This window comes from Streptomyces thermocarboxydovorans (assembly GCF_039524635.1).
In the GTDB taxonomy this organism is placed as follows: Bacteria; Actinomycetota; Actinomycetes; order Streptomycetales; family Streptomycetaceae; genus Streptomyces; species Streptomyces thermocarboxydovorans.
In genome coordinates, this window is the sequence record NZ_BAAAGU010000071.1 from 18,499 (window position 1) to 30,599 (window position 12,101).

Annotated in this window: 10 protein-coding genes; 5 read left to right on the forward strand and 5 right to left on the reverse strand. The window is 70.1% G+C overall.

Features of this window, described 5'->3' with window-relative positions; all coding sequences use genetic code 11:
* Positions 1 to 216: 216 nt before the first annotated feature.
* Both hemB and ABD198_RS26560 read left to right on the forward strand, forming a co-directional pair.
* Positions 217 to 1,212 carry a porphobilinogen synthase gene (gene hemB, locus ABD198_RS26555; protein WP_344006510.1) on the forward strand — a complete coding sequence of 332 codons (996 nt, stop codon included), beginning with the start codon at positions 217 to 219 and terminating at the stop codon, positions 1,210 to 1,212.
* A 108-nt stretch (positions 1,213 to 1,320) separates the two neighbouring features.
* A complete protein-coding gene (locus tag ABD198_RS26560; protein WP_344006512.1) occupies positions 1,321 to 2,517 on the forward strand; it encodes an aminotransferase-like domain-containing protein in 1,197 nt (398 codons plus the stop codon).
* 261 nt (positions 2,518 to 2,778) lie between these two features.
* On the opposite strand, the gene argS is transcribed toward ABD198_RS26560, so the two are convergent.
* A complete protein-coding gene (argS, locus tag ABD198_RS26565) occupies positions 2,779 to 4,542 on the reverse strand; it encodes an arginine--tRNA ligase (RefSeq protein WP_344006514.1) in 1,764 nt (587 codons plus the stop codon).
* A 171-nt stretch (positions 4,543 to 4,713) separates the two neighbouring features.
* On the opposite strand from argS, the gene lysS reads away from it, so the two are divergent.
* Positions 4,714 to 6,453, forward strand: a complete 1,740-nt coding sequence (gene lysS / locus ABD198_RS26570) for a lysine--tRNA ligase (protein ID WP_344006516.1) — start codon at positions 4,714 to 4,716, stop codon at positions 6,451 to 6,453.
* 142 nt (positions 6,454 to 6,595) lie between these two features.
* Here the strand turns inward: lysS and ABD198_RS26575 are convergent, their stop codons facing one another.
* From ABD198_RS26575 to ABD198_RS26585, 3 genes are all read right to left on the reverse strand, one after another.
* Positions 6,596 to 7,912, reverse strand: coding sequence for a DUF2637 domain-containing protein (locus ABD198_RS26575; RefSeq protein WP_344006518.1), 1,317 nt, complete (start codon positions 7,910 to 7,912; stop codon positions 6,596 to 6,598).
* Between the two features lie 91 nt (positions 7,913 to 8,003).
* Positions 8,004 to 8,906 (reverse strand): DUF3558 family protein, encoded by a 903-nt coding sequence (locus tag ABD198_RS26580; RefSeq protein WP_344006520.1) that lies wholly within the window; start codon positions 8,904 to 8,906, stop codon positions 8,004 to 8,006.
* A gap of 119 nt (positions 8,907 to 9,025) precedes the next feature.
* Positions 9,026 to 9,883, reverse strand: a complete 858-nt coding sequence (locus ABD198_RS26585) for a DUF3558 domain-containing protein (protein WP_344006522.1) — start codon at positions 9,881 to 9,883, stop codon at positions 9,026 to 9,028.
* Positions 9,884 to 10,099: 216 nt separating this feature from the next.
* Here ABD198_RS26585 and ABD198_RS26590 point away from each other — a divergent pair, with 216 nt between their 5' ends.
* A complete protein-coding gene (locus ABD198_RS26590) occupies positions 10,100 to 11,293 on the forward strand; it encodes an RtcB family protein (protein WP_344006524.1) in 1,194 nt (397 codons plus the stop codon).
* Positions 11,294 to 11,348: 55 nt separating this feature from the next.
* Here ABD198_RS26590 and ABD198_RS26595 read toward each other — a convergent pair whose 3' ends face one another.
* Positions 11,349 to 11,609: a hypothetical protein gene (locus ABD198_RS26595; protein ID WP_344006526.1), complete on the reverse strand. Its 261-nt coding sequence runs from the start codon at positions 11,607 to 11,609 to the stop codon at positions 11,349 to 11,351.
* 156 nt (positions 11,610 to 11,765) lie between these two features.
* On the opposite strand from ABD198_RS26595, the gene ABD198_RS26600 reads away from it, so the two are divergent.
* A complete protein-coding gene (locus ABD198_RS26600; RefSeq protein WP_344006528.1) occupies positions 11,766 to 12,029 on the forward strand; it encodes a winged helix-turn-helix domain-containing protein in 264 nt (87 codons plus the stop codon).
* The last annotated feature ends 72 nt before the right edge of the window (positions 12,030 to 12,101 follow it).

Below are 12,101 nucleotides of genomic sequence, written 5' to 3' on the forward strand. Positions count from 1 at the left end.
TCGACTCCGCGCCGCTTCCGCGTCGACTCCGCGCCGCTTCCGCGTCGACTCCGCGCCGCTTCCGCGTCGACTCCGCGTCGCTTCCGCGTCGACTCCGCGTCGACTCCGCGTCGACTCCGCGTCGACTCCGCGCCGACTTCGCGCCGACTCCGCGCCGACTTCGCGCCGACTCCGCGTCGGCAAATGCGGGGTGCGGGCGGGCGTAGCGTAGGCGGTATGACGACGTACGGATCCTTTCCCGGCACGCGGCCGCGGCGGCTGCGGACCACCCCCGCGATGCGTCGGATGGTCGCCGAGACCAGGCTGCACCCCGCCGACCTCATCCTCCCCGCCTTCGTCCGTGAGGGCGTGAGCGAACCGGTGCCGATCGCCTCCATGCCCGGGGTGGTGCAGCACACGCGGGACAGCCTGAAGAAGGCCGCGGCCGAGGCCGTGGCGGCCGGGGTCTCCGGGATCATGCTGTTCGGGGTGCCCGAGGAGTCGAAGAAGGACGCCGTCGGCACGCCGGGCACCGACCCCGACGGCATCCTGCAGGTGGCCTTGCGGGACGTGCGCGCCGAGGTCGGCGACGACCTGCTCGTGATGTCCGACCTGTGCCTGGACGAGACGACCGACCACGGCCACTGCGGCGTCCTCGACGAGCAGGGCCGCGTCGACAACGACGCCACTCTCGAGCGGTACGCCGAGATGGCCCGGGTGCAGGCCGAGGCGGGCGCCCATGTGGTCGGGCCCAGCGGCATGATGGACGGCCAGATCGGCGTCATCCGCGAGGCCCTCGACCGGGCCGGCCACCAGGACGTGGCGATCCTCGCCTACACCGCCAAGTACGCCTCCGCCTTCTACGGCCCCTTCCGGGAGGCCGTCGCCTCCTCGCTCAAGGGCGACCGCAAGACCTACCAGCAGGACCCGGCCAACACCCGCGAGTCCCTGCGCGAGCTGGCGCTGGATCTCGAAGAGGGCGCCGACATGGTGATGGTCAAGCCGGCCGGCCCCTACCTCGACATCCTGGCCCGCGTCGCGGACGCGGTGGACGTGCCGGTCGCCGCGTACCAGATCTCCGGCGAGTACGCGATGATCGAGGCCGCCGCGGAGAAGGGCTGGATCGAGCGCGACCGGGCGATCATGGAGGCCCTCACCGGCATCAAGCGCGCGGGCGCCCGGAACATCCTCACCTACTGGGCGACGGAGGTCGCGCAGAAGCTGCGCGCCTGAGACCGCCCGAGGGGCCGGGCGTCCGCATCGCGAAAAGAGTGCTTGTAGGACGCAGGTATTCCTTAGGCTGCGGGGACGTTCCGTCGCCGCAGCCCCGGGAGCCTCGCCATGACCGTCACCGAGCCCGCGTCCGTGCCCCTCCTCGCCGCACGAGCCCGGAACACCGGCGGTTCGCCCGTGCGGGACATCCTGGCGGTGACCGCACGCCCCGAGGTGATCAACTTCGCGGGCGGGCTGCCCGCGCCCGAGCTGTTCGACACCGACGGGATCGTGGCGGCGTACCGGGCCGTGCTCGACGAGAGACCCGCGCAGGCGCTGCAGTACTCCACCACCGAGGGCGAGCCCGCGCTGCGGGCCGCCCTCGCCGCACGCACCGGGGCCCGCGGCCTGCCCACCACCGCCGACGACCTCCTCGTCACCACCGGCTCCCAGCAGGCCCTGTCCCTGCTCGCCACCGCGCTGCTGGAACCCGGCGACACCGTGCTCGTCGAGAGCCCCTGCTACCTCGCCGCACTCCAGTCCTTCCGGCTGGCCGGAGCCCGTGTGCTGGCCGTCCCCGGGGACGAGCACGGCCTCGACCCCGAGGCACTGGACGCCCTCGTGGCCCGCGAGCAGCCCAAGCTGCTCTACCTGGTGCCGACCTTCCAGAACCCCACCGGCCGCACCCTGCCCCTGGACCGCCGGGCCGCCGTCGCCGAGGTGGCCGCGCGGCGCGGACTGTGGATCGTCGAGGACGACCCCTACGGCGAGCTGCGCTACGAGGGCGAGCGCGTGCCCTGGATCGCCTCGCTGCCCGGCGCCGAGGACCGCAGCGTGCTGCTCGGCAGCTTCTCCAAGGTCATGGCGCCCGGCCTGCGCCTGGGCTGGCTGCGCGCCCCCGCCGGGCTGCGCCGCGCCTGCACGGTCGTCAAGCAGGCCGCCGATCTGCACACCCCCACCGTCAACCAGCTCGCCGCCGCCCGCTACCTCGCCGACCACGACCTGGACGCCCACGTCCGCCGCGTCGCCGGCGAGTACGGCGCCCGCCGGGACGCCATGCTCGCCGGGCTGCCCGCCGCCCTGCCCGAGGGCTCGGTGTGGACCCGGCCCGAGGGCGGCATGTTCCTGTGGGTGCGGCTGCCCGCCCCGTACGACACCACCGCGCTGCTTCCGCAGGTGGTCCGCCACGACGTCGTCTACGTCCCCGGCGCACCCTTCTACGCCGCCGACCCCGACCGCTCCACCCTGCGGCTCTGCTTCGTCACCCAGACCCCGGACGAGATCGCGGAGGGGCTGCGCAGGCTCCGGGCCGGTCTCACGACCTAGGTTCTCCGGAAGGAGAGGCGCCCGGCGCGCGGACCGTGGCCTCGAAGCATTCGCGGGGTGCCTTCGCGGCGGGCCGGAAGCAGGCGCGGACGAGCGTGCCCGGGGTCGTCGCCGTCATCGGCGTGTAGAGGCTGAACGGGGTGCGCTTGAACCGCCCCAGCGGCCGGCAACGAGCGGCGGCCCGTCCTCGCCTCGGGGGAGAGGACGGGCCGCCCCCGTATGTCCGCAGGCCGCGCCCGCGGCCGGTGGGCCGTCCGGCGGTCAGAGGCGCTCGGGCGTCCGGATGCCCAGCAGCGCCATGCCCTGGTGCAGCGTCGCGGCGGTGACGTCGCACAGGAACAGCCGGTTGGCCACCTGCTCCGGCGAGTCCGCCTTCAGCACCGGGCACTTGTCGTAGAACGCGGTGTACAGCGACGCCAGCTGGTACAGGTACGCCGCCAGCTTGTGCGGGGCGTACTCGCGGGCCGCCTCCGCCACCGTCTCCGCGAACGCGTCCACGTGCAGGCCCAGGGCGCGCTCCGCCTCGTGCAGCGGCAGCTCCGGGTGCGCGGCCGGACGCACGTCCTCCGGAGCCTTGCGCAGGATCGACCGGATCCGGGCGTAGGCGTACTGCAGATACACCGAGGTGTCGCCGTTCAGCGAGACCATCTGGTCCAGGTCGAACTTGTAGTCCCGGTTCGCCGACGTCGACAGGTCCGCGTACTTCACCGCGCCGATGCCCACCTGCTTGCCGCGCTCGGCGATCTCCTCCTCCGACAGGTCCTGCGCCTTCTCCCGCACGACCGCCGAGGCACGCTCGATCGCCTCGTCCAGCAGATCCACCAGCCGGACCGTCTCGCCCTCACGGGTCTTGAACGGCTTGCCGTCCTTGCCGAGGACCGTGCCGAACGCCAGCTGGTACGCCTTGACGTCGTCGTTCAGCCAGCCCGCCCGGCGGGCCGTCTCGAACACCATCTTGAAGTGCAGCGACTGTCGGGCGTCCACCACGTAGATCAGGCTGTTCGCCTTCAGGTTGAACACCCGGTCCCGGATCGCCGACAGGTCCGTCGCCGCGTAGCCGAAGCCGCCGTCCGACTTCTGCACGATGAGCGGCACCGGCTTGCCGTCCGGGCCCTTGATGTCGTCGAAGAACACGCACAGCGCGCCCTCCGAGCGCACCGCGACACCCGACTCCTCCAGCAGCCGGCAGGTCTCCGCCAGCATGTCGTTGTAGCCGGACTCGCCGACGATGTCCTCGTCGCGGATCTCCATGTCCAGCTTCTCGAACACGGAGAAGAAGTAGATCTTCGACTCGTCGACGAACTTCTGCCACATCTCCAGGGTGTGCGGGTCGCCCGCCTGGAGGTCCACCACCCGGCGCCGGGCCCGCGTCCTGAAGTCCTCGTCGGAGTCGAACAGCTTGCGCGCGGCCTTGTAGAGGCGGTCGAGGTTCGACATCGCCTCCTCGCCGGTGACCTCGGCCTCCTTGTGGTCCAGCTCGTGCGGGTGCTCGTCCAGGTACTGGATGAGCATGCCGAACTGGGTGCCCCAGTCGCCGATGTGGTGGCGGCGGATCACGTTCTCGCCGGTGAACTCCAGCAGCTTCACCACCGCGTCACCGATCACCGCCGAACGCAGATGCCCGACGTGCATCTCCTTCGCCACGTTCGGCTGCGCGTAGTCGATCACCGTGGTGCCCGGCCGCTCGGCGTACGGCACGCCGAGGCGGCCCGTCTCGTCCGCGTACCGCGCGGCCAGGTTCCGGATGATCGCCTCGTCCGCGATCCTGATGTTCAGGAAGCCCGGCCCGGACACCTCGATGTCCTTGATCACATCGCCGGTGGTCACCTGCGCCACGACCTCGGCCGCCAGCCCCCGCGGATCGGCCTTCGCCTTCTTCGCCAGCGCCAGGATGCCGTTGGCCTGGAAGTCCGCCCGGTCGCTTCGTCGCAGCAGCGGGTCCGCGGCCGCCTCGGGCCGCACGGCCGAGATCGCGGACGCGAGCTGCTGCTGGACGGTGTCGCTCAGGGACGTGACCGAGGCCATAGGTAGGGGTGCCGTTCTCCTCGTGGGGATGGATAGACCCCGCCAGTATCCCACGGGGGGTAAAGCCGTTTTCCCGGGCGCGTGCCGGTCTGGGAGAATGGCCGGGTCGGTACTCGTCAGTACCTTCCATCAGCAGCAGATCCCGCTTCAGGAACTTCAGAAGAAGAGGACGTGCCGATCGTGGCTCAGAGCACCGAGACCACCGACTGGGTCTCCCGTTTCGCGGATGAGGTCATCGAGGAGTCGGAGCGCCGGGCCCCGGGCAAACCTGTCGTCGTCGCGTCCGGTCTCTCCCCCTCCGGCCCGATCCACCTCGGCAACCTGCGCGAGGTCATGACCCCGCACCTGGTCGCCGACGAGATCCGCCGCCGCGGGTACCAGGTCCGGCACCTGATCTCCTGGGACGACTACGACCGCTACCGCAAGGTGCCGGCCGGTGTCACCGGGATCGACGAGACCTGGGCCGAGCACATCGGCAAGCCCCTCACCTCCGTCCCCGCCCCCAAGGGCTCCCCCTACCCGAACTGGGCGGAGCACTTCAAGGCCGCGATGATCGGATCGCTGGGCGAGCTGGGCGTGGAGTTCGACGGGATCAGCCAGACCAAGCAGTACACCTCCGGCGCCTATCGCGAGCAGATCCTGCACGCCATGCGGCACCGCAACGAGATCGACGCCATCCTCGACCAGTACCGCACCAGGAAGGCCCCGGCGAAGAAGTCCCAGAAGCCCGTCGACGAGGCCGAGCTCGAGGCCGCCGAGGGCTCCGGCGCCGCCACCGAGGACGACGGCAGCTCCGGCTCCGCCGGCTACTTCCCGTACAAGCCGTACTGCGGCAACTGCGAGAAGGACTTCACCACCGTCACCTCCTACGACGACGACTCCACCGAGCTGACCTACGCCTGCACCGCCTGCGGCTTCTCCGAGACCGTCCGGCTCAACGAGTTCAACCGCGGCAAGCTGGTCTGGAAGGTCGACTGGCCCATGCGCTGGGCCTACGAAGGCGTGATCTTCGAGCCCAGCGGCGTCGACCACTCCTCGCCCGGCTCGTCCTACCAGGTCGGCGGGCAGATCGTCGGCATCTTCGGCGGCAAGCAGCCCATCGGCCCCATGTACGCCTTCGTCGGCATCAGCGGCATGGCCAAGATGTCCTCCTCGCGCGGCGGAGTCCCCACCCCCGCCGACGCGCTGAAGATCATGGAGCCCCAGCTGCTGCGCTGGCTCTACGCCCGCCGCAAGCCCAACCAGTCCTTCAAGGTCGCCTTCGACCAGGAGATCCAGCGCCTCTACGACGAGTGGGACCGCCTCGAGGCCAAGGTCGCCGACGGCACCGCCCTGCCCGCCGACCGCGCCGCGCACTCCCGCGCGGTGCGCACGGCCAGCGGCGAGCTGCCGGGCACGCCCCGCCCGCTGCCCTACCGCACCCTCGCCTCCGTCGCCGACATCACCGCCGGCCACGAGGACCAGGCCCTGCGCATCCTCAGCGAGCTCGACCCGTCCCGCCCGCTCACCAGCCTCGACGAGGTCCGCCCGCGCTACGACAAGGCCGAGGCGTGGATCAACACCCACGTCCCCGCCGACCAGCGCACCATCGTCCGCGAGGAACCCGACGCGGAACTGCTGAAGTCCCTCGACGAGCGCAGCCGCGAATCCATCCGGCTCCTCCTCGACGGCCTCGCCGAGCACTGGTCCCTCGACGGGCTCACCCACCTCGTCTACGGCGTCCCCAAGGTCCAGGCCGGCTTCTCCGCCGACGCCACGCCCAAGGAGCTCCCGCCGGAGATCAAGACCGCCCAGCGGGCCTTCTTCGCCCTGCTCTACCAGCTCCTCGTCGGCCGCGACACCGGCCCGCGCCTGCCCACCCTGCTGCTCGCGGTGGGCCAGGAGAAGGTGCGGTACCTGCTCGGCGAGTGAGCCACCGCGGCACCGCACACGGACACATGAGGAGGGGGCGCCCGGAATCCACCGGGCGCCCCCTCCTCGTACCCCTGCCGCCGGGCGACGCGCCTGCTCCCGCAGCCGGCCGGGCGCAGCCCGTCGGGGACCCCGCCGCGCGTCAGGCGATGTGCTCCTCCGTCAGCTCGGCGTTCAGCCGGTTCGAGAAGCGGTCCATCATGCGCTTGGCCTCCGGACCGTCCAGCGTCACGCCGTAGACCGCCTCGACGTCCGCGGCGAAACCACGCGGCGTCGGCGTCCCGTTGCCGCCCTTCACCGACTCACGGAAGAGCCGGTAGAAATCCTCCTCCGTCGGCCCGGCGGGCTCCGGCGCACCCCCGCCCTCGCCCAGCTCACGGGTACGCCCGGGCGACACCGGGATGGGGAAACTGCCGGTCTCCTCCGGACCCGGGTCCGGCGCCGGCGGCTCCTCCTGCTCCAGATACTCGTCGGCCTGCCGCTGCTCCTCCGCCCACTGGGCGTACTGCTCCGGGTCGTAGGTCGGGTCGTAGTCACCGTGGTACTCCACACTGCGCGGGTCGCGCGCGTGCAGCCACGGATTCTGGTCCATCGCCGGCTCGTACGCCGCGTCCCCGTCGTACTGGGGACCGGCGTCGTACTGCTGCGGCCCGGCGGCCTGCCGCTCCAGCTCCAGACGCTGCTCACCCGCGGGCGCCGCCGCCTGCTGCTGCGCCAACCCCATGGCACCGGCCGCCTCCGGCTGCGGCGCCGGAGGTATCAGCACCGGCTCGATGCCCGCCGCCGCCAGACCCGCCGGCGCCGTCTCCGCCAGCGGCACCCCGTACTTGGCCAGCCGCAGCGGCATCAGCGCCTCCACCGGCGCCTTGCGGCGCCACGCCCGGCCGAACCGCGACCGCAGCCGCGCCCGATAGACCAGACGCTCCTGCTCCAGCTTGATCACCTGCTCGTAGGAACGCAGCTCCCACAGCTTCATCCGGCGCCACAGCAGGAACGTCGGCACCGGCGACAGCAGCCACCGGGTCAGCCGCACGCCCTCCATGTGCCGGTCGGCCGTGATGTCCGCGATCCGCCCGATCGCATGCCGGGCCGCCTCCACCGCCACCACGAACAGCACCGGGATCACACCGTGCATCCCGACACCGAGCGGATCCGGCCACGCCGCCGCACCGTTGAACGCGATCGTCGCCGCCGTCAGCAGCCACGCCGTCTGCCGCAGCAGCGGGAACGGGATCCGGATCCACGTCAGCAGCAGATCCAGCGCCAGCAGCACACAGATGCCCGCGTCGATACCGATGGGGAAGACATAACTGAAGTCGCCGAAGCCCTTCTTCAGGGCCAGCTCACGGACGGCCGCGTACGACCCGGCGAAGCCGATACCGGCGATGATCACGGCACCGGTCACGACCACGCCGATGAGAACCCGGTGCATCCGTGTCAGCTGCAGTGGCGCGGCCACCCGTACTCCCCTCCGCATGCGTGTTCTTGCGCGCAACAGAGTGGCACATGCGTGCGGGGAACGGGTGGCCGGTTCTCGTTCAGCGAGGCGATCAGCTCGTGCCGGACGACTTCGACGACGACTTCGACGACTTGGACGACTTGGACGACGGCTTGGACGACGGCTCCGGGGACTTCCCCGCCCCCGAGGACGACTTGGAGGACGACGTGGACGACGGCTTCGACGACGACTTCGACCCGGACGGGCCGTTCGCCTCCGTCACCGAGGCCACCGCATCCTTCGCCGCCGCCTTCGCGTCCTTCATCAGATCGTCGGCGTCCGGCGTCTTGTCACCCGCCAGACCGGCACCGTTGTAGTCGAGCGTGACCACCACGTTCTCGACCCGCGCCACCACCGTCTGCTGCTTGAAGGTGCCTTCCTTCTTCTTCAGCTCGTAGCGCACCGCCGTCGCCTCGTCGCCCGTCCCCGCGACCGGCTCCGACTTCACGTCCCTGGCACCCTTGGACGCCTTGGCGTCCCGCACCTGCTTGGCGTAGTACTGCTGCGCCAGCTTGTCACCCGAACCACGCGTGACATCCGACTCGAAACGCAGCAGCGACACATTCAGCCAGCGGAACTGCGAACCCTTCACACCGTTGTTGTCGAGGCTGCTCCAGGAGCAGTTGGCCCGCGACGACACATCGTCCGAGCTGCCCTCCTTGCCCGCCTTCGCCTTCGGCACGAGCTCCTCGAGCACCTTCTCCGACAGCACCTCGCACGGCTCCGGCAGCGTCTTGAACGCCGCCGCCTGCACCGTCGGCGACGGGCTCTTCGACGTCGAGACGGTCGCACCCGCGCCCTTGTCCTTGCCCTCGCCGGAGCCGGAGTCCGAGGAGCAGCCGGCGACCAGCATCACGGGGACGGCGGCCGCGCAGACAAGAACCCGGTTCAGGCGCCTGGTCCGCTGATCACGCTGATCTCGCTGTGCTCGTCGCTGCATGGTTCCTTCACTCATGACGCTCGTGTTCCCTGCGGTCGGAACGGGGTCCGAGGGGTCACGGTACGCGGTACGCCACTCGTGTGGTCTTCCTTCGCGGGACTTGCGCGCGGTCGTGAAGAGCGCGTGGAGGGCCCTCAGCCGCTCAGCGAACCGGACAGCCCGGAGGCCAGTTTCCGCGCCCTGTCCTGCATTTCCTTGCTGTTCGGCACCACGCCGACCATCGCCGACTGCTCCGCGTACTCGACGGTCACGATCACATTGGACGTGCGGAACGCCACAGTTACCGTGCGCTGCTTCGCCGTCGAACCCGAGCTGCTCAGCTCGTCGTCCAGGTACGCCTCGTCACCCAGATCCTCAAGAACCCGCGACGGCAGACCGGAAGAGGACGACGAGGGAGACGCCCCCGACGACGAACCGGACGAAGGGGATGACTTGGGCGACTTCGCCCCTTCGTTGCCGCCGGCGTCCTCGCCGCCTTCGCCGCCCTCGTCGCCCTCGTCACCGCCGCCGGTGCTCGCCGAACCCGACTCCCCGGCCTCCGGCTCCGCCAGATCCGCCTCCGCCAGCAGCCTCGCGAACAGCCGCTCCGCCTCGCTGTCGTCGCTCACCGCGCTGTCGTAGGAGACGACCCGTTCGAATTCCACCCGCAGATGATTCGTGGCCTGCGCCGACTCCACCTTCCAACGGCAGCCCGCCTTACGGTCCGTGTCGAAGGTGACCGCCGCCTCACCCGCGTACGCCTTCTCCCGCTGCGCCTCGTCCGGCAACTGCGCGATGCCCGGCAGCAGTTCGTCCAGCAGCTTCTGGTCCACCGCGCCGCAGGGCTCCGGCAGCGCCGCGTACTTGCCCGGCTCCGCCGCCTGCGTCGCGGTGTCCGGCTCGCCCGGGTTGGAGTTGTCCGTCGTGCCCCCGCCACCGGAGCTGCCGGTGCAGCCGGCCAGCAGCGCCGCGAGGAGTGCGGCGACGCCGGCTGCGTACGCCTTCCGCTGCACGATCGGGCTCCTCTCGACGGTGGGCGCGGGCCGGTGCCCGCCGGGACGGGCGGGGTCCCCGGCTGCTTAATCGCTTGCCGCGCGGGGGCGCCGCCTGCAGACAATGTGTATCGCACGCACTGCCGTGGACGCCGGTCCGTCATCCCTTTTCATCGACCTTGGCGCCGGTTTTGCGTTTCAATCCTTTATGAACGCTTTCGGGGGAATGAGGACGTCATGTCGTACGTGGAGATGCCGGGCGCGAAGGTACCCATCCGCATGTGGACCGACCCGTCCACCGTCGAGGAGGGCGCACTCCAGCAGCTGCGCAACGTCGCCACCCTCCCGTGGATCAAGGGCCTGGCCGTCATGCCGGACGTCCACTACGGCAAGGGCGCGACGGTCGGCTCGGTCATCGCGATGCAGGGCGCGGTCTGCCCCGCCGCCGTGGGCGTGGACATCGGCTGCGGCATGTCGGCGGTGAAGACGTCCCTCACCGCGAACGACCTCCCCGGCGACCTCTCCCGCCTGCGCTCGAAGATCGAGCAGGCGATTCCGGTGGGGCGGGCCATGCACGACGACCCCGTCGACCCGGGCCGGCTGCACGGCTTCCCGACCGGTGGGTGGAACGACTTCTGGGGCCGTTTCGACGGAGTCGCGGACGCGGTGAAGTTCCGCGAGGAGCGCGCGGCGAAGCAGATCGGAACGCTCGGGTCGGGAAATCATATGATCGAACTTTGTCTCGATCAGTCGGATTCGGTCTGGCTCATGCTGCACTCCGGTTCCCGGAACATCGGGAAGGAACTCGCCGAGTATCACATCGGCGTCGCACAGAAGCTCCCGCACAACCAGGGATTGGTCGACCGTGATCTCGCGGTCTTCGTAGCGGACACCCCCCAGATGGCGGCGTACCGGAACGATCTGTACTGGGCGCAGGAGTATGCGCGGTACAACCGCGCGATCATGATGGCGCTCCTGAAGGATGTGATCCGCAGGGAGTTCAAGAAGGCGAAGCCGGTCTTCGAGCAGGAGATCTCCTGCCACCACAACTATGTGGCGGAGGAGCGCTACGACGGCATGGACCTGCTCATCACCCGCAAGGGAGCAATACGGGCGGGCTCCGGCGAGTACGGGATCATTCCTGGATCGATGGGCACGAGTTCCTACATCGTGAAGGGGCTCGGGAACGAGAAGGCCTTCAATTCGGCTTCCCACGGTGCCGGCCGACGAATGAGCCGGAATGCCGCGAAGCGGCGTTTCACCGTGCGGGACTTGGAGGAGCAGACGCGCGGGGTGGAGTGCCGTAAGGACTCCGGCGTGCTGGACGAGATTCCCGGTGCCTACAAGAACATCGATCAGGTGATGAAGCAGCAGCGCGATCTGGTCGAGGTTGTCGCGAAGCTGAAGCAGTTCGTGTGCGTCAAGGGGTGACGCAGGGCCCCCGGTGCCATCACGGGGGGCCACTGCCGTCCATTCGACTACGGCGTCACGTCGCGTCGTCGATCACTCGCGCGGCGATCGGCAACACCGCGCCCAGCGCTTCAGTCACGTGCGCCAGCACGGACGCGGCTTCGTCGCCGCTGAGTTGCCCGCCTTCGACCATGGCGGCAGCGAGCACGTGCCACGCGGCCGCAGTCTGCAGTGCTGTGATGTCGGCGATGCCGTCGAGGAGGCCGCCGGGTTCCGTCAGTGCATAAGCCGTTTTGCCCGTCGCCGTGTCGAAACCAAGTCGCCTAGGCTCGCCCATAGGACACGCTCCGTTCGTGTCTCAGCCCCAGGTGCCGACCCTTGCCCGGTCGCCCTGGGGCGCTTCATTGGCCCATCGAATATATTGCCTTGTATCGATACGTGTCTGTACGTAGCTCAAGGTGCCGAGACGCACAAGGGGGCGCACGCTGGGAGCATGGACGCTGACGCCGACATCGATCACGGGGCGCCGCTCACCCCGTACAAGCAGCTCGCCGAGATCCTGAAGGCGCGTATTCGTCGGGGTGACTGGGCTCCCGGGCGCGCCATCGACTCCGAGAATCGGCTGGTGCAGCGCTACGGGATCGCCCGGACGACCGTCCGCAGGGGGCTCATTGTCCTAGCCGACGAAGGATGGTTGTTCGCCGTACCTCAGCGCGGTTGGTTCGTGTCGGACCCGTTGCCGCCTGAGGCCGACTAGGTGTGCTGTCCCGGGACGTTGGTGACACGCGTGCTGGGTGCTTGAACGGGTGAGGGCCTTCTGGGTTCGGTG

Excerpts from the sequence above, each read along its gene's own strand:
- argS (WP_344006514.1), bottom strand. The coding sequence starts at position 4,542 with ATGGCCTCGGTCACGTCCCTGAGCGACACCGTCCAGCAGCAGCTCGCG.
- ABD198_RS26560 (WP_344006512.1), top strand. The coding sequence starts at position 1,321 with ATGACCGTCACCGAGCCCGCGTCCGTGCCCCTCCTCGCCGCACGAGCC.
- ABD198_RS26595 (WP_344006526.1), bottom strand. The coding sequence starts at position 11,609 with ATGGGCGAGCCTAGGCGACTTGGTTTCGACACGGCGACGGGCAAAACG.
- ABD198_RS26580 (WP_344006520.1), bottom strand. The coding sequence starts at position 8,906 with ATGAGTGAAGGAACCATGCAGCGACGAGCACAGCGAGATCAGCGTGAT.
- hemB (WP_344006510.1), top strand. The coding sequence starts at position 217 with ATGACGACGTACGGATCCTTTCCCGGCACGCGGCCGCGGCGGCTGCGG.
- ABD198_RS26590 (WP_344006524.1), top strand. The coding sequence starts at position 10,100 with ATGTCGTACGTGGAGATGCCGGGCGCGAAGGTACCCATCCGCATGTGG.
- ABD198_RS26600 (WP_344006528.1), top strand. The coding sequence starts at position 11,766 with ATGGACGCTGACGCCGACATCGATCACGGGGCGCCGCTCACCCCGTAC.